Origin of the sequence: Agrobacterium sp. GD03872 (genome assembly GCF_029840625.1) — a bacterium.
In the GTDB taxonomy this organism is placed as follows: domain Bacteria; phylum Pseudomonadota; class Alphaproteobacteria; order Rhizobiales; family Rhizobiaceae; genus Agrobacterium; species Agrobacterium fabrum_A.
In genome coordinates, this window is sequence record NZ_JAOCCY010000004.1 from 280,775 (window position 1) to 297,841 (window position 17,067).

The window sequence follows — 17,067 nt, forward strand, 5'->3', positions numbered from 1 at the left end:
CACAGCGAAAACGGCCCGAAAGCTGTATAAAAGCTTGAAAGGACTATCGCCTGGTACAGGTCAGCTCCTTTACCTGGCATTGAATGCGTGGCGCAGAACAGACGATGCTGCCGTCAGTGACGGTGCAAACCGAACATCCGTCCGTGAAGTCGATGCAGGAAGGATTGTCGCGCACGAAATCCGCCATGGTGGTAGAGCCCCCCGGCGCCTTCTCTTTCGCCCACGCAATCGAATGTTGAAACGAAAACGGTAGCAACAGCAAACCGATAATCGTCAAATGCGGTAAGAGAGAGCCGTCAATGCGCAGTGACCGGGCCATCAAGGATCGCTCCTTCGGCAAAAGAATTGCAACTTTCAACCTCTCCCGGCATTGAAGGACGAGATATGGCGCTTTGGCAGCGGTTGAAGCGGTGAAGGCGGCGATCCTGGGGGCGAAATGAATAAACCTTGTATCGCGCCTAAAAAAATCGTCTTTTCCTGTTTCATGTTCACACTATAAGAACCACGGCAATATTAATTGTCCAAGAAACTAAAAAGCCAAAAAATCTGAAGGGATGATCTCCATGATGGAAGATTTTATCGGCACCTATGGCAACAATCTCATCGTCGCCGTTGTCGGTGTGGGTGTGGCGCTTCTCGTACTGGCGATCGCTTTGTGGCTCCTGCGCCGGCGCAGCGGTTCGGCGCCCTTTATCCGGGGCGGGCGCAACCGGCAGCCGCGCCTGCAGGTTCTCGACGCCACGGCGGTGGATGCACGCCGTCGTCTGGTGCTGGTGCGCCGAGACAACGTCGAGCATCTCGTCATGATCGGCGGCCCGACGGATATCGTCATTGAGAGCGGCATCGGCGCGATCCCGATTGTCAGGGACGTGCAGGAGCCGGAATTGAAGGCGCTGCCGCGCCAGGAAAGCGAACAGAAGAGAGCCGAGCCGGCAATCCCGCAGGAACGCCGCCCCGCCCTGCCGCAGCAGTCCGTTACCGCCGCAGTACCCGTCTCCGCACCCGAAGAGCCGGTGAGGCAGCCGCAACGGCCGGAACCGCCCGCGCCTGCGCCAGCTCCGCGTCCCGCACCCGCTGCGGCAGCTGCGGTTCAGGTCCCGCCACGCCCATCGACGCCGCCGCAACCCGTGTCCCCCGCCGCGCCGCCGCCAAGACAGGCAGCGCCCGAGCGGGTTCGCCCCACGCCGCCGCCGATACCGGTCGCAACCGCTCCGGCCGCCGCCATCCTGCCCATGGCAGATGCGTCGCTCGACATCGCCGCGGCCGGCGTAGAGCCGAAACGCGCCGAGCCTTTCACGCCGGCTCCGGCCGCCGCACCTGTCGCGCCGACGATTCCTGCACAGACGCCCGCACAGGCGAAAGCGGAAGAACGACCATCTGAATTTACCCCGCCGGTCTTCGCCGCCCGCGAGCCGGTAATCGACCAGTCCGTCGCCGCCGATTTTCTCGACGCTGCCCGCGAGCGGGTTCTTCCCGACCTGAAGCCGGGCCAGAATACGCCGCCTGTACCTTTTCCGCCAAAACCCGAAAACCCGACGGCAGCCTCTGCCGACGCCGAGCCGAAATTTTCCGATGAGCTTGCCAGCGATTTCGAAAGCTTTCTGGAAGCGGAGATCGCCAAGAGCAGGGAAGCGGACAATCAGCCCTCCGTTGCCCCCGCCGTCGACAAGCAGGTCAAAGCGCAACCCGCCTCTCCGCCTGTCACCGGCGCCTCACCGGATGGAGACATGCAGAAGGAGATGGCGCGCATCTTCGGAGAGCTCTCCGTCACCCGCGACCGCTGACGGGTATCGGTCTTTCGAAGACAAGGTTCAGGACAGCAAAAAGGGCACGGAAACGATTTCCGTGCCCTTTTTCAATTGATGCGGTTTCCGGCCGGTTGGCAGAACGCCTTATTCGTCGCGGTAGACTTTTTCGCGACGCTCGTGACGCTCCTGCGCCTCGATGGAGAGCGTTGCAATCGGGCGGGCGTCCAGACGCTTGAGGCCGATAGGTTCGCCCGTTTCCTCACAATAACCGTAAGTACCGTCTTCGATCCGCTGAAGGGCTGCATCGATCTTCGAGATCAGCTTGCGCTGACGGTCGCGGGCGCGAAGTTCGATCGCCCGGTCTGTTTCGGAAGAAGCCCGATCAGCGAGATCGGGGTGGTTGGCGCTTTCTTCGGCGAGATGTCCGAGGGTCTCGCGCGCTTCTCTCAGGATGTCATTTTTCCAGGCGACCAGCTTCGCGCGGAAGTATGCCCGCTGGCTGGCATTCATGAACTCATCGTCTTCCGAGAGCACATATTTGCTAAGATCGATCTTCTCACTCAACGCGATTCTCCTCGAAGAACATCTCAATGCGGCGGTGTATACTCCAATGATAGTGGCCGATTCAAGTCTGCAGATCAGTTTTCAGGCATTTTTAAAACTGACACAAAAATCATCTAAATGACTAATTTTTATTCTTTATTCGTATTGAAGCGAACTCTTCTTCAATCACTTCAATGCGACTTACCAACAGGAAAGAGGACTTGCGGTCCTGCAACCCTATCCTGTAGCATTCAGACTGTGCCCTGACATTCGAACGCCGGTCCCCGCCCTTGACAGCATCTTCCCCGAGCCGAGTTTATCTTCTGCGCCACGCCAAGGCCGCCTGGGCGGCGCCGGGGGAACGGGATTTCGACCGGGGATTGAACGAAGCCGGTTTTGCCGAGGCGGAGGTCATCGCCGATCTTGCCGCCGACCGGCACTACCGCCCCGATCTGCTGCTATCATCCACGGCCGCGCGCTGCCGGCAGACCACGCAGGCGTGGCAGCGGGCCTTTAATGAAGGTATCGATATCGTCTACATCGACGAGATGTACAATGCGCGCAGCGAAACCTACCTCTCCCTCATCGCCGCGCAATCGGAGGTGCAGTCGGTGATGCTGGTGGGCCACAACCCCACCATGGAGGCGACGCTGGAGGCGATGATCGGCGAGGATTTGCTGCATGCCGCCCTGCCCTCGGGTTTTCCCACCTCCGGCCTTGCCGTGCTTGACCATGACGCGAGCGCCGCAAACGGTAAAAATGCCTGGCGGCTCGTCGATTTTCTCGCACCCGGCAAGTAGCCGCTGCGGCGTCCGCTGAAAATTCTGGAGCGCAGCCCTGCTGAAAATCCGCTGAAGCGCTTCTTTTTTGGGCAGCCATACCTTCCTATATTGCAGCCGTGACCGTGAAACACAGCCAGGAAACTGCCATTGCCGCCTTCTCTTACGTCCCTGACAGACAGCGCGCTGATCGCTTTCGATAATCTGGCCGACCGTGCGAGCAACCTCACCCATCCGACATTGCGGCTTGGCGTCACCGGCCTGTCGCGGGCGGGCAAGACGGTTTTCATCTCTTCCCTCGTCCACAATCTTCTGAATGGCGGCCGGCTGCCGCTGTTCGAAGCGATGCGGTCCGGGCGCGTCTCGAATGTACGGCTGGAGCCGCAGCCGGATGACGCCATTCCGCGCTTCCAATACGAAGACCATATTCAGGCGCTGGTGCGCGACCGGCTGTGGCCGGATTCGACACGGGCGATCTCGGAACTCAGGATAACGCTGGATTACCAGAGCGCCAGCGGCTGGGGTCGATGGTTTTCTGCCGGCAAGCTTTCCATCGATATTGTCGACTATCCCGGCGAATGGCTGCTCGACCTGCCGCTTCTGTCGCAGGATTACAAACAGTTCAGCGACGCGACCGTAGCACTGGCACAAACCGGCATTCGCGCCGAACTGGCGCAGGAATGGCTGGCGATCGCCTCTTCGCTCGATATCAACGCACCGGCCGACGAGATGACGGCCCGACGTTTGGCCGAAAGTTTCGCAGCCTATCTGAAAGCCTGCAAATCCGACGAAAGATCGCTCTCCACCCTGCCGCCCGGCCGTTTCCTGATGCCCGGCGATCTCGAAGGATCGCCCGCGCTGACCTTTGCGCCGCTTCCGGGCCTGACGGATGAGAAAGCGCCCAAAGGCTCGCTGCGCGCCATGATGGAACGGCGCTATGACGCCTACAAGTCGATTGTGGTCAAACCCTTCTTTCGCGAGCATTTCGCCCGCCTCGACCGTCAGATCGTGCTGATCGACACGCTGCAGGCGGTCAATCGCGGCCCTGAAGCCGTACAGGATCTGGAGCGGGCGCTGGGCGATGTTCTCGCCTGTTTCCGGCCGGGCACCAACAGCCTGCTGTCGTCGCTGATCGGCCGGCGTATCGACAAGGTGCTGATCGCCGCCACCAAGGCCGACCATCTGCATCACGAAAGCCATGACCGGCTGGAGCGGCTGACCCGCCGTCTGGTGGATCGCGCCATCACCACCATCGGCATGAACGGCGCCGGCATCGAGGTCATGGCGCTGGCTTCCGTGCGCGCCACCAGAGAGGCAAGCGTGCGACAGGATGGCCACGAGCTGCCCGTCATCGTCGGCACGCCAATGGCCGGGGAAACCATCAATGGCGAGACCTTCGACGGCAATCGCAAGACGGCGATCTTTCCCGGCGATCTGCCTGAGGATCCAGAATCGCTATTCCGCAGCATCGACCAAGATGGCGACAAGGCGTCGCTGCCCGATGTCAATGTCGTCCGCTTCCGCCCGCCGAACATTGATGAGCCGGGCAGCGGCGGCATCAGGCTTTCCGTTCCCCATATCAGGCTCGACCGCGCCATGCAGTTCCTGTTCGGAGACAAGCTCGCATGAAGCTTCCCACACAAAACGATCCGCAGGCGCGCCGTCCGGCCGCTTTCACGCTCGAAACCGAAGAGACGGCACGACCGTCTGCCGCACAGAAACGCGCGCCGCGCAGTTTCGACGCCGAGATTTCGCTGACGCCCGACGAGGACGATCCGTTTCTGGCGCCTGAAATCACCGACTCCGCCGCATTGCCGGTGGCGACGCCGAAGAAAAACCGCTTCTCCTTCGGCAAGCTCGCGCTCGGTGCATTGGGCGTGCTGTTCTCGCTCGCCTTCGGGCTCTGGGCGGATCAGCTCATCCGCAACCTGTTCTCCCGCTCCGACTGGCTGGGTTATACGGCGACGATTGCGCTCATCGTCGCGCTTTTCGCCGTTCTCGCTCTCGTCGGCCGCGAAGTCTTCGGTATCATGCGGCTCAATGCCGTGCAGTCGCTCAAGGCCGATGCCGAGGCGGCAAGCCTCGACAAGAGCCCGAAACCCGCGCGCGCCATCGTCGCCCGCCTCAATGCCGTCCTCTCCCACCGGGCAGAAACGGCCAAGGGGCGTGCGGCGCTGAAGGAAACGGAAAGCGACGTCATCGATGGTCCGCATCTGATCGAGCTTGCCGAACGTGAGCTGCTCGTTCCGCTGGACAGGCAGGCCCGCGCCCTCATTCTCAATTCCTCCAAGCGCGTCTCCGTCGTCACCGCCGTCAGCCCGCGCGCGGTGGTCGACCTTGCTTATGTGCTGTTTGAAGTGACGCGGCTGGTGCGCGCCATGGCGGAGCTTTATGGCGGCCGCCCCGGCACGCTCGGCATGCTGAAGCTGCTGCGCGATGTCGTCGCCCATCTTGCCGTCACGGGCTCAATCGCCGTCGGTGACGGGCTCGCCCAGCAGGTTCTCGGCCACGGCCTTGCCTCAAAACTCTCCGCACGTCTCGGCGAAGGCGTCATCAACGGCCTGATGACGGCGCGAATCGGCATTGCCGCCATGGATCTCTGCCGTCCGCTGCCGTTCGGGGCGGTGAAGCGGCCGGGCATCGGTGATTTCATGTCCGACCTCACGCCCGATTTAAGCGGTGGAAAAACCGGTGAAAAAGCCTGATCGTTCGGGCTTGGACGGCTCAAAAGGTTACGAACGACGCCGCAAATGAGAGCGAAATAAACCAAGCATTAACCATTCCGCCGGTAGATTGCAGCCTATCGAACAGGCATCTTCGCCGGGGAAAGTATCATGTATTCGCGCTTCTTTTCGCTTGTGGGCGGGCTTGCCGCCATATTGTCCGTCAGCGGCGGTTTCGGCATGTCTGACGTCCATGCGGCATCGCGCGATCGCGACGACGTGTTCTTCCGCTCCGTGGCCGGTATCTGGAAAGGCCCGGGCGAAATCGTCGCCGGCAAATACAAGGGCACGAAGTTCACCTGCGATCTGACGGGCGAGCCGCTCGACGACAAGCAGACCGGCATCAAGCTCGGCGGCACCTGCCGCGTCGGCGTCTTCAGCCAGCCCATGTCGGCCGTCATCAGCCAGAAGGGCAACTCTTACGAGGGCAAATTCCTCGACGGCGCCGAAGGCAAGGGACTGGACATCACCTCCGGACAGGTCAGCGGCGACAAGGTCGTCGTCGGCATCAACCGCGCCAAGCTCAACGGTGCGATGGTCGCCCGCGTTTCGAACGACAATTCGATGAACATCACCATTTCCGTCAAGGTCGCCGACCAGATGATCCCGGTCATCGGCGTGACGCTGGCGCGTGATATCGACCAGCTCGCCGTCGGCTCGATCAAGCCTTAAAAGTCATAGTCTTCTCAGCCATCACCAAGCGGGAGTGTCCACCACTCCCGTTTTTCGTTTGCGCTGACAATGCCCGTCTTGTCCGCCTGCTGAAGCCATTCCCGCACGGGCTTGCCTTTTACCTCAAGGTCGGGCGCGATATCGGCAAGCGGCATCAGCACGAAAGCGCGCTCCGTCATGCGCGGATGCGGCACTTCGATACTTTCCGTAACGAGAGACTCATCCCCATAGGTCAGCACATCGATATCGATGGTGCGCGGGCCCCAGCGCTCCGTGCGCACCCGCTTCATGCCCCTTTCAATGTCGAGGCATAATTGCAGCAGCGCGGGCGCCGAAAGCGAGGTTTCGACCAAAGCGCAGCAATTGAAGAAATCCGCCTGATCCGTCTTGCCCCAGGGCGGCGTGCGGTAAAGGCCGGAAACGGCCAGCAGTCGGCAATCGCCATGCGTATCGAGTTCGTGGAGCGCCCTTGCCATGGCGGCGGCGGGATCGCCGATATTGCCGCCGAGCCCCAAGGCGGCGATGGTCATCCTTTCAGGCACGGTGCTCAACGCTCACCTGCGCATAATCGAGAATGCCCGGAACCGGCGCCGAAGGTTTGCGTACCGTGATCCTGAGCCAGACGATCTGTGGATAACGGGCGCGAAGCGCCTTGGCGATATCGTTCGCCAGCGCCTCGATGAGATAACGGCGCTGGCCGACGACGATTTTTTCGATGACGGCGAAAGCCACGCCATAATCGACGGTGTTTTCGATATCGTCGGTTTCCAGCGCATCGCCCGCCTCGACTTCCATCTCGGCGTCGACGAAAAAGCGCTGGCCCAGCACCTCCTCCTGCTCGAGAAGGCCATGACGGGCGAAAAAGGAACAGTTTTTAAGGATGATGGTATAGCGGCTCATCGCATCGCCTCCATGGCAGGACTGTTTCGCCTGAAAACCGCGCCATCTCCGGCACACGGCATTCCGGCACTCATTGATCTAGGCATCGGCCTTTGCCGATGTTTTGGCAAGAACCGCATCGGCGATTGCCAGCGCATCGCGGGTTGCGGCGACATTGTGCACGCGAAAAATCGAAGCACCGGCAAGCCGCAGGATCGCAGTGGTCGCAGCCGTTCCGATATCGCGTTCATGGGCCGCATCCCGGCCCGTCAGCGACCCGATGAAACGCTTGCGCGACGTGCCGGCCAGAACCGGCAGGCCGAAAGCGGCAAGTTCGCCGAAACGCGCCATCAGCGCGACATTTTCGCTCTCGTCCTTGGCGAAACCGAAACCGGGATCGAGCACGACGGCATCGCGGGCGATACCTGCATCCTCGGCGATCTCAAGCGAGCGATTGAGGAATTCGAACTGGTCGGCGATGACATCGGCAAGCTTCTGCCGGTCGCGGCCGGTATGCATGATGCACACACCGGCGCGGGTGGCGGCGACCACACCGGCCATCTCCGCATCTTTCTGCAGGCCGAAGACGTCATTGACGATATGCGCGCCCGCGCCGATTGCCAGCCGCGCCGTCGAAGCGCGATAGGTATCGACGGAAATCAGCACGTCGGTTTCTCGGCGAAGTTTCTCGATGACCGGCAGCACCCGATCCTGCTCCTCGGCCTCCGTTACCTGGGCGGCGCCGGGACGGGTGGATTCGCCGCCGATATCGATGATGTCGGCCCCCTCCTCCAGGCAGGTCAGCGCATGGGAAAAAGCCGCATCGACGGCGAGATAACGGCCGCCGTCGGAAAAGGAATCGGGCGTTGCATTAACGATGGCCATAATACGGCCACGCCCATCAAGTTTCAGGGAGCGGCCATGGGCCGCTTGCCACGCGTTGCTGCCGACTGTTATCACGTAACACGCGCCTTTCGGGAATAACGGAGTGTTATGCCAATTCTTATAAGTTCCGCTCCGCCTATGCAGCAAACCTTTTTCAAGTTCAACCGGAAGGCCGGGTCATGACCAAATCATCACGTGCTCTTTGCGCCGCTTTAGCAGGCGTACTGGCACTTTCCCTACCCGGATCGGCTTTTTCCGACACCATTGTCCGCAAGACCTATTCCTATTTTTCGATCGGCGGCAAAACCGCTGCGGATCTCGACCAGCAGCTTTCCAAGCATGGCCCGCTGACGCGCAATACCGGCGCGCGCCATCCCGGTGCGACCGAAATAAAATTCGGCGGTGAACTCACCTATGTCGAGAAAAACGGCCTTTGCAGCGTCGGAACGGCCAAGGTCGTGCTGAACACCCGCATTCTCCTGCCGAAATGGAAAAACCGCCGCCGCACCACGGCGGAGTTGGCCTTCATCTGGGATACGCTACTGGCGGATATCAAGCGCCATGAGGAACGCCACGCGGAAATTGCCCGCACCCATGCCCGTACGCTCGAAAGACAGCTGGCGGCGCTTCGCCCGCAGAAAAGCTGTGAGGCGCTGCAGGAAATGGTCGGCAAGATCAGCCAGACGGTGATGGACGAGCACGACCGGGATCAATTGCGCTTCGACGTGGTGGAATCGAAAAATTTCGATGCCCGCATGACCCGGCTTCTGAAAAACCGGCTTGAACAGGGTCAGAACCGCCGCTGACGGCCGTTGGCCGCCCCTGCCAAAATCCCGAGGAACAACACGGACTTGACGTTACGTCATGTCCGATATCACCCGTGAATTCTCGTCATGGTGCGGCCGGCAAGACTCATTGTAGCTTGTTCTTACGGTTTGAAATGGTTGCGGCCCACGGCGGGTCCGACGGTTGCAACCGTCTCCGGTTCTCCCGGTGCGCACTTGAGGGCTCGCAGGTGTTTCCTCCCTCGCCTGCATGCTGCGTACCCGCCTCGCCCCGCTCCCCGCTACCAGGTGAGCGGGGCTTTTTCTGCGCAAAGCAATGGAGAAATTCTCAGCCCTGACGCTCGGGAACATGAACGACGAGACCGTCGAGCTCGTCATTCATCTTGATCTGACAGGAAAGGCGCGAGGTGGGGCGAACGTCGAAGGCGAAGTCCAGCATGTCCTCTTCCATCGGTTCCGGTCCGCCGACGCGCTCAGCCCAGGCGTCGTCGACATAGACATGACAGGTCGCACAGGCACAAGCGCCGCCGCATTCCGCGTCGATGCCGGGAATGGAATTGCGTACCGCATTCTCCATGACGGTGGAGCCGTTGCTCACGTCGAGTTCATGGGACGTGCCGTCAAAGGCAACGATGGTCAGTTTTGTCATGCCGGAAATCCAAAATGTGATCTAAGAACTGTTCTAAACACATAGAAAGGCCGGTTCGCCTTGGCAACCCGCTTCAAGGGCGCACAGGCACAACCGGCCCTGCAAAATGGCAGATTTGATGTGTTACGCCTCAGCGGCAGAGCTTGAGGATGAAGTTTTCGGCCTCGACAATGGCCGCCGCGAGTTTTGCGATCAGGGCGCTGTCATTGCCCTTCTCCTCCACAGCCGCCGCCGCCGAGGAAACGGCGGAGGCGCCGACGGCCTGCGCAGCCCCCTTCAGACGGTGGGCCGTCGCCGTGACGGCCTTGTCGTCGGCGCCCGCCATTTCATGCAGGGCGGCACGCGCGTTGCGGCTGAACAGTTGCAGCACCTCGATCTCCAGATCCTTGTCACCCATGGTCTGCCGGGCGAGATGATCGAAATCGATCGGTTTTTTACCGACGACGGGCGCGCCGCCGCAATTGTCGGGAGCTTCGAAAGCAATACTGACCGCTGCCATGGCTGGAATTCCTGTCTCGCCGTTTCCTGTTTCGTGTCACATCTGTGTCGTATTCACGCATTCAAACCGGTGCTATCGGCTTAAATTACGGCGTGACGCGGGCGAAAATCTTCTGCTATGGTTAATTTATGTTAAACTTATGCGAAACAAGGCGTTCAGCGTGAAACTCAGGTTTAAAAACTGTTAAAAAGCCGACACTTCGCCGCCGCCGCAAATCCGCATTAATTGTTTCGAACACCTAAATGTGTCACTACGGTACTGCCGTTCCCGCAGGGCTTAAGCACAAGCTTTGTTATTGCGGCACAGTGATGTAATTTCGCCCGAAAGCTGGACCACCAGCAATTCGGGATTTGGTAAATGGCGGAATTGTTCTCTCCTGAGAGATAATGTTCCGCTGGCATGATGGCGGCAGTCTGCTTGCGGAACGCAAGTGGTCAACGGCATGAAGCCGGGCGTATGTGTAACGAGGCGTAATCGCATGGCGAATAACAAGATCAGCGACTCTGTCGACGAGACTGCATTCCAGGCATTGGAAGATGCCCTGCAGCTTGGCGCTTTCGAAGAAAAGCCGGAGACGCGGAAAACTGCAGCGCCGAAGCAGCCGGAGGCCAGATTGAAGGAAGCAAGCCGACAGACCCCTGCTCCCGAGGCCGCGCGCGCGCCTGCCGAACAGACGCCCAGATCGCCCAATCTCGAAGCGGCCAATGACGGTTCCAAGCGCAGCCCGGCCATGATCCTGAAATCGCTGGAAGGCGGCTCCATCGGCGGCGCGCTGCGCAACGCCACGATCATGTCGGTGATCTGGGCGCTTGGCGGCCTCGGCATCGCACATCTTCTTTATGGCAACGCGCTGTGGAACATCGCCTCGCTGGCCGATCTCACCGCGATCCCCGGCCTGATGGCGATCGTCGTCGGCATCCTTGTTCCCGTCATGCTGTTCTTCGCCTTCGCTATCATGATGGCGCGCGCCCGCGATCTTCGCAACGCCGCCCGCTCCATGGCCGAAGTCGCCCTTCGCCTTGCCGAGCCCGAGACGGTCGCATCCGACCGCATCATGTCCGTCGGCCAGGCGGTTCGCCGTGAAGTCTCGGCCATGAATGACGGCATCGAGCGCACCATCGCCCGCGCGACGGAACTCGAAACCCTCGTTCACTCCGAGGTCAACGCGCTCGAGCGCAGCTATGCCGACAATGAACTGCGCGTGCGCAGCCTCGTGCAGGAACTGACCGCCGAGCGCGACGCCATCGTCAACCATGCGGAGCGCATCCGCTCCTCCATCGTCGGCGCGCAGGAACAGATCAAGGAAGAGCTTTCCATCGTCGGCGAAGAGCTTTCGATGCGGATCGCCACGACCGGCGAGGCTTTCGCCTCGATGATCGACACCCGTTCGGCCGCGCTTTTGGAAAAATCGCGCGCCTCGACCGAAGCGATGGGCAGCCTGATCGCCGCCAAGACCGAAAACCTGCTCCAGGCGCTGAACTCCTCCGGCACGACGATTTCCAACGAATTCGACATGCGCCTGCACAACCTCACCTCGACGCTGGACGAGCGCGGTGAAGTGCTGCTGGAGCGTTTCGCCATCCATGCCTCGACGCTGGATAGCGGCGTTGAAAGCCTCAACAGCGCGCTTGAGGAACGCACCCGCCAGCTCAACGAGACGCTGTCGAACCGCACGCTGGAACTCAACCGCAATATCGACCGCGGCCAGCAGATCATCGGCGGTTCACTGGATACCGTTCTCGACAAGCTGTCCACGACGCTTGAGGAAAAGGGTCTCTCCTTCCGCCAGAGCCTGCAGAGCACGGCGGACGATGCGATCATGGATCTCGATCTTCGCTCCGGCCTCTATGAAGAGCGGATGCAGGCGACGGTCGGCCAGGTCAATTCGGCCTTCGACGAGCATGTGGCGCAATTCGCCAGCGCCTTCGACCAGCGCGCCGGCAGCCTCGACAGCAAGCTGATGGAAAGCCTCGCCCGCATCAACGAAACCGTTGCCGGCGGCTCCGAAGCGCTCGACACCATGCTGAGCGCCGGTCTGGAGCGCATCGGCACCACCATGACCGATCAATCGCTGGCGCTCGCGACAGCGCTGGGCACGGGTCAGGAAATGCTGGAAAGCGCGCTTGAAAGCCGGACACAGGCCTTCAGTGACGCCATCGGCCAGCGCACCGCCGAAATTACCGATGCCTTCGCCAATTCGCATGCGACAATCGACGCCGTGCTGGCGGAACGCAGCAATGCCCTGTTCGGCGCGCTTTCGGCCAGCCAGAACCGTTTCGACGAGGCACTCGCCAGCCGTTCGATGGCGATTACCGGTTCCGTCTCCGGCACGGCCGAGCGCCTTGCCGCGATGCTCGACGAACGCGCGGCCGCGATCAACAACGTCGTCGCCGATGTCGAGCGCCGTCTTGCCGAAACGCTCGAAACCCGGGCCGCCGCCATCACCGGTGCGGTTTCCGGCATCGAGGACCGCATTTCCGACACGCTGGAAAGCCGCACGGCCGCCCTGCACGATGTCGTCTCCGGTGCGGAGAGCCGTATCGCAGAAACCCTGGATGGCCGCACGGCCGCGCTTTCCAGCACCATTTCCGGCGTCGAGGAACGCATCGCCGACACGATGGACAGCCGAACGCTGTCTCTCGACATGACCTTCGCCAATGTCGAGGAGAGACTTTCCGAGACGCTCGACAACCGCACCTCTGCCCTCACCGGCATTGTTGCAGGTGCCGAAGAAAAGATCGCTGGCGCGCTCGACAGCCGCACTGCTACCTTCGGCGACCTGGTCGCAGGCGCTGAAACCCGGATCGCCGAGACGCTTGATGGCCGCACCGCAGCCCTCAACGCCGTGGTTTCCGGCGCGGAAGAACGTATCGCCGATGCACTCGACAGCCGAACCATGGCGCTCGACATGGCATTCTCCGGTGCAGAGGAAAAAATCACCGAAGCGCTCGACACCCGCACCGCAGCCCTTGGCGAGTTGGTGGCAGGCGCCGAGACCCGTATCGCCGGCGCTCTGGACAGCCGCACGGATGCGCTGAAGACCGTCGTTTCCGGCGCGGAAGAGCGGATCACCGATGTGCTCGACAGCCGCACCATGGCGCTCGACATGAGCTTCTCCGGCGTCGAGGAAAAGATTACCGAGATTCTCGACGGTCGTACCGCGGCCATCCATAGCGCCGTTTCCGGCGTCGAGGACCGCATCGCCAGCGCGCTGGACAGCCGCACGTCGGCCCTTTCAGGCATCGTTTCCAGCGCGGAAGAACGCATTGCGGACGCGCTCGACAGCCGCACCATGGCGCTCGACATGACGATTTCGGGCGTCGAGGAACGGATCGCCGAGGCCATGGATGCCAGGGCATCGTCGCTTTCGCTTGCGGCGGCGGGCGTCGGCCAGCGTCTCGAAGCCACCGCTTTCACGCTTGAAAACGCACTTGCCAGCGGCCACGAGCGGCTGGAAACCATGCTCGGTTCGCAGGCGGAACGCATCGCCGGTTCGCTGGAGCGCAATAGCGGCCTGATCGAGCAGAGTGTCTCGGGCGCGGCCAACCGCATCGAAAGCGTCGTTGAAGACGGCAGCACCCGTTTTGCCCAGACGGTGGAAGAAGGTGTGTCCCGCCTCGAAACCAACCTCTCGCAATCGCATGAGGATATTCGCACGGCGCTCGACCAGCGCCAGGCGGACCTTGCCGCAACGCTCAGCTCCGCCACGACCCAGATGGGCGACATGCTGTCCGAGCAGGCGATGATGATCGGCACTACCGTCGCCTCCAGCGCCAGCATGCTGGAACTATCGCTCGAGACCCAGCAGGAAACGCTGCAGAAGGCCATCGACGGCAGCGCGCAGACGCTGGAAGAGCGCCTGCGCAACAGCGCCGGCGACATCGCCGTCAAGATCGGCGAGGCTGCCCGCGAAATCGGCGGTGCGACGGATGCCCTGTCCTCGAAAATCGAGACATCCATCGGCAATGTCACCACCCGCCTCGACGAGACCGGTGCGCGTATCGAGACCTCTCTCGATACGCTGCAGGCACGCGTCGGTGGCGATCTGGCCAATGTGAACACCTCCATCGAAGATGCCGGCCGCCGCTTTGCCGAAGCGCTGGAAGACAAGACGGCAGTGTTCGCCCGCGCCAGTGACGAAGCGGCCGAGCGCATCACCGGCATTCTCGATGAACAGACCACACGTGTCGCAGATACGTTCGAAAACCGTACCAGCCGTCTGGCCGAAACCTTCGATACCGGCACGGCGCGCATCGATGAGCGCCTCGGCACCATGGACCGGGCGTTGACCATCGGTCTTGAAAATGTCAACCGCACCATTGAAGGCAAGGCGAGCGATCTCGCCGTCAGCCTGCGCGGCGCGGTCACCTCCGCTACCCAGAGCATCGGCGAAGAGGCCGTGCGCTCCACCTCCCTGCTTGCCAAGTCCGGTTCGGAATTCGCCGAACAGGTGCAGGCGCAGAACGAAGCCTTCACCAAGGCAATCGAGGAGCGCTCCGGCGAGATCGTCAACCGTATCTCGGATGCGCAGACGCGCCTTTCCGGCCAGGCCGCCGCCGTCGCCCAGACCTTCTCCGAAGCGGGCAACATCATCGTCAACAAGGTTGCCGAGGCTGAAGCCGTCGTTCGGTCTCAGGTCGGCGTTATCTCCGAGACGCTCACGGGTGTCGAATCCGCCCTCGACGCCCGCGGCGAATCCATCCGCTCGGCGCTGGACAACCGCACCCGCGAACTCAACTCGATGCTGGCCAGCCGTTCTGCCGAACTGTCGCGCCTGATCGAGGAGAAAGCCAAGCCCGTCGTCGACGAATATGCCACCATCGGCCGCGAAGCCGCCGAGAAGATCGTTTCCGCCGCCCAGCAGAGCGCCGAGCTCCTCTCTCAGAGCAACAGCGGCATGGTCGGCATGGTGGAGCAGGCGATCAGCGATTACGCCAATGCCGGCACGGATGCGGCGAGCAAGCTCGTCGCGGCTACCCGCCAGAGCACCGACATGCTGTCGGAGACGCATACGGCCATGGCGGACGCCGTCGAACAGGGCATCGACAAATATGCCCGCGCCGGCAGCGATGCGGCCAACAAGCTGGTCGCCGCCACCCGCCAGAGCACGGATATGCTGTCGCAGACCCATAACAGCATGGCGGAAATCGTCGAACAGTCGGCAACCAACTTCAATTCCGCTGTCGAGCGCGCCGCACAGGGCTTCGGCGCGGCAGACGAGGCATTGAACGCCTCGGCGACCCGCTTCTCCGAATCCACCTCGCAGGCTGCCGACATGGTGTCCAGCTCCAGCCGTCTGCTCGAAGGAAAGATCGACCGTCTGTCGAATATTTCCGGCCAGACACTGGCGCAGGTTGCCGGCATCGTCGGCCGTTTCGAGGAACATTCGAAGGTGCTGAGCCAGGCGTCCGAACTGCTCAATGCGGCGCAGTCAAGCCTTGTCGGCACGCTGGAAGAGCGTCAGGACGCCCTGCGCAGCCTGTCGGTCGGCCTCGTCAAGCGATCCGAGGAAATCGAAAGCGCCATGCGCAATGTCATCGGCGTGGTGGAAACCACGCTCAACGACGCCGAAGAGCGTTCGCAGAACGTCGCCGGCAATCTGCGCGACAATCTGCAGGCGTCCTTCTCCGATATCGGCCGTTCGCTGGATGAGACCGAACAGCGCGCCCGCTCGGCCGCACAGACCATGCGGGGCGCCCTGCTCTCCGCCGGTCAGGATGCCAGCCGCTCGATTGAAAGCACGCTCTCCGACGCGCAGAAATATTCCGACGAGCTGGTCAACCGCCTGCGCGGCGGTGTCGAATCCTCGCTTTCGGAAGTCGACAATCTTCTCGGCAGCGCCTCGGAAAAATCCAATGCCGCTGCCGCCAGCCTCAAGGAGACGCTACGTCAGGCCGTGGAAGAAGCCGTCAGCCGCTTTGCCGGCGCAACGGACGAAATCCGCCGCTCCAGCCACGATATCCGCCGCGAACTGGATGCGACCCGCGCCGAACTGAAGCGCGGCGCCTTCGACCTGCCGGAGGAAGCCAAGGAAAGTGCGGCCGCCATGCGCCGCGCCGTTTCCGAACAGATCAAGGCGCTGCAGGATATTTCCCAGCTTGTGGGTCGTTCGACGCACCAGATGGAGGTCTCCGAACCGGTAGCCCGTGCCATTGCCGCGACCCAGCCGGTGGCGGAACGCCGCGTGGAACCGCGTCCGCAGCCTGCAGCAGCCGCGCCCGTGCAGCAGCGTCCTGCTCAGCCGCAGCCTGCCGCTGCCCCGGCCCTGCGTGGCGCCCTGCCGCTTGAGAACCGTCAGGTCGAGAGCCGTCAGGCGCCCGCCGCGACCCAGCCGGGAGCCCCGGCCGGACGGCGCGAAGAAGGCGGCGGCTGGATCAGCGATCTTCTGCGCGGTGCTTCGCGTGACGGTCAGGAAGGCTCAGCCGCTTCCACCCCGCGCACCGGTGCGGAGCAGCAGCCGACCCGCGCGGCCGACACCCGCAATCCGCGCCACATGGTGGAATCGCTGAACTCGCTTTCGGTCGATATCGCCCGCGCCATCGACCACGATGCATCGGTGGAACTGTGGCGCCGTTACCAGCGCGGCGAGCGCGACGTCTTCACCCGTCGCCTCTATACGCTGAAGGGCCAGACGACCTTTGACGAGATCAAGCGCAAATATGAGCGGGAAGCGGAATTCCGCACCGCCGTGGACCGCTACATCACCGATTTCGAGAAGCTGCTTGCCGATGTAGCCCGCACGGATCGCGACCGGACCGTCACCCAGTCCTACCTCACCTCCGATACCGGCAAGGTCTATACGATGCTTGCCCATGCTGCGGGCCGGTTCAACTGAAGTGAATGTCGCTGAAATGATAAAACCCCGGTCAAGGCCGGGGTTTTTCTTTTGGCTTATCAGCTGCTGT

Annotated in this window: 13 protein-coding genes; 7 read left to right on the forward strand and 6 right to left on the reverse strand. The window is 61.9% G+C overall.

Translation table 11 applies throughout. The features are described from left to right. Positions 1-554: 554 nt before the first annotated feature. On the forward strand, positions 555-1,784 hold the full coding sequence (locus N5D22_RS12415) for a flagellar biosynthetic protein FliO (protein ID WP_279655282.1): 1,230 nt from the start codon (positions 555-557) through the stop codon (positions 1,782-1,784). A 108-nt stretch (positions 1,785-1,892) separates the two neighbouring features. Here N5D22_RS12415 and dksA read toward each other — a convergent pair whose 3' ends face one another. Continuing rightward, positions 1,893-2,312: an RNA polymerase-binding protein DksA gene (gene dksA, locus N5D22_RS12420; protein ID WP_003496274.1), complete on the reverse strand. Its 420-nt coding sequence runs from the start codon at positions 2,310-2,312 to the stop codon at positions 1,893-1,895. A gap of 302 nt (positions 2,313-2,614) precedes the next feature. Between dksA and N5D22_RS12425 the strand changes: the two genes are divergently transcribed. The 4 genes from N5D22_RS12425 (at position 2,615) to N5D22_RS12440 (ending at position 6,465) form a co-directional block, all read left to right on the forward strand. After that, positions 2,615-3,091: a histidine phosphatase family protein gene (locus N5D22_RS12425; protein WP_279655516.1), complete on the forward strand. Its 477-nt coding sequence runs from the start codon at positions 2,615-2,617 to the stop codon at positions 3,089-3,091. 129 nt (positions 3,092-3,220) lie between these two features. After that, positions 3,221-4,699: a YcjX family protein gene (locus N5D22_RS12430; RefSeq protein ID WP_279655283.1), complete on the forward strand. Its 1,479-nt coding sequence runs from the start codon at positions 3,221-3,223 to the stop codon at positions 4,697-4,699. Continuing rightward, positions 4,696-5,775 carry a YcjF family protein gene (locus N5D22_RS12435; RefSeq protein WP_279655284.1) on the forward strand — a complete coding sequence of 360 codons (1,080 nt, stop codon included), beginning with the start codon at positions 4,696-4,698 and terminating at the stop codon, positions 5,773-5,775. The genes N5D22_RS12430 and N5D22_RS12435 overlap by 4 nt, the downstream gene beginning before the upstream one ends. A gap of 129 nt (positions 5,776-5,904) precedes the next feature. Then, positions 5,905-6,465, forward strand: coding sequence for a hypothetical protein (locus N5D22_RS12440; RefSeq protein ID WP_279655285.1), 561 nt, complete (start codon positions 5,905-5,907; stop codon positions 6,463-6,465). Between the two features lie 14 nt (positions 6,466-6,479). Here the strand turns inward: N5D22_RS12440 and folK are convergent, their stop codons facing one another. From folK to folP, 3 genes are all read right to left on the reverse strand, one after another. Further along, a complete protein-coding gene (folK, locus tag N5D22_RS12445) occupies positions 6,480-6,995 on the reverse strand; it encodes a 2-amino-4-hydroxy-6-hydroxymethyldihydropteridine diphosphokinase (protein ID WP_279655517.1) in 516 nt (171 codons plus the stop codon). A 4-nt stretch (positions 6,996-6,999) separates the two neighbouring features. Next, the gene (gene folB / locus N5D22_RS12450) at positions 7,000-7,365 is read right to left on the reverse strand and encodes a dihydroneopterin aldolase (RefSeq protein WP_003502532.1); all 366 of its coding nucleotides are present in this window, start codon (positions 7,363-7,365) and stop codon (positions 7,000-7,002) included. Between the two features lie 78 nt (positions 7,366-7,443). Beyond that, positions 7,444-8,229, reverse strand: a complete 786-nt coding sequence (gene folP, locus N5D22_RS12455; RefSeq protein WP_279655288.1) for a dihydropteroate synthase — start codon at positions 8,227-8,229, stop codon at positions 7,444-7,446. 179 nt (positions 8,230-8,408) lie between these two features. Here folP and N5D22_RS12460 point away from each other — a divergent pair, with 179 nt between their 5' ends. After that, positions 8,409-9,035 carry a DUF922 domain-containing Zn-dependent protease gene (locus tag N5D22_RS12460; RefSeq protein WP_279655289.1) on the forward strand — a complete coding sequence of 209 codons (627 nt, stop codon included), beginning with the start codon at positions 8,409-8,411 and terminating at the stop codon, positions 9,033-9,035. A gap of 307 nt (positions 9,036-9,342) precedes the next feature. Here the strand turns inward: N5D22_RS12460 and N5D22_RS12465 are convergent, their stop codons facing one another. Next, positions 9,343-9,663, reverse strand: coding sequence for a 2Fe-2S iron-sulfur cluster-binding protein (locus N5D22_RS12465; RefSeq protein WP_279655290.1), 321 nt, complete (start codon positions 9,661-9,663; stop codon positions 9,343-9,345). Between the two features lie 130 nt (positions 9,664-9,793). Further along, a complete protein-coding gene (locus N5D22_RS12470) occupies positions 9,794-10,162 on the reverse strand; it encodes an Hpt domain-containing protein (protein WP_279655291.1) in 369 nt (122 codons plus the stop codon). A 478-nt stretch (positions 10,163-10,640) separates the two neighbouring features. Here N5D22_RS12470 and N5D22_RS12475 point away from each other — a divergent pair, with 478 nt between their 5' ends. Then, on the forward strand, positions 10,641-16,997 hold the full coding sequence (locus N5D22_RS12475) for a hypothetical protein (protein WP_279655292.1): 6,357 nt from the start codon (positions 10,641-10,643) through the stop codon (positions 16,995-16,997). Positions 16,998-17,067 lie beyond the last annotated feature (70 nt).

Excerpts from the sequence above, each read along its gene's own strand:
- N5D22_RS12415 (WP_279655282.1), top strand. The coding sequence starts at position 555 with ATGATCTCCATGATGGAAGATTTTATCGGCACCTATGGCAACAATCTC.
- N5D22_RS12435 (WP_279655284.1), top strand. The coding sequence starts at position 4,696 with ATGAAGCTTCCCACACAAAACGATCCGCAGGCGCGCCGTCCGGCCGCT.
- N5D22_RS12440 (WP_279655285.1), top strand. The coding sequence starts at position 5,905 with ATGTATTCGCGCTTCTTTTCGCTTGTGGGCGGGCTTGCCGCCATATTG.
- folK (WP_279655517.1), bottom strand. The coding sequence starts at position 6,995 with ATGACCATCGCCGCCTTGGGGCTCGGCGGCAATATCGGCGATCCCGCC.
- folB (WP_003502532.1), bottom strand. The coding sequence starts at position 7,365 with ATGAGCCGCTATACCATCATCCTTAAAAACTGTTCCTTTTTCGCCCGT.
- folP (WP_279655288.1), bottom strand. The coding sequence starts at position 8,229 with ATGGCCATCGTTAATGCAACGCCCGATTCCTTTTCCGACGGCGGCCGT.
- N5D22_RS12460 (WP_279655289.1), top strand. The coding sequence starts at position 8,409 with ATGACCAAATCATCACGTGCTCTTTGCGCCGCTTTAGCAGGCGTACTG.
- N5D22_RS12465 (WP_279655290.1), bottom strand. The coding sequence starts at position 9,663 with ATGACAAAACTGACCATCGTTGCCTTTGACGGCACGTCCCATGAACTC.
- N5D22_RS12470 (WP_279655291.1), bottom strand. The coding sequence starts at position 10,162 with ATGGCAGCGGTCAGTATTGCTTTCGAAGCTCCCGACAATTGCGGCGGC.
- N5D22_RS12475 (WP_279655292.1), top strand. The coding sequence starts at position 10,641 with ATGGCGAATAACAAGATCAGCGACTCTGTCGACGAGACTGCATTCCAG.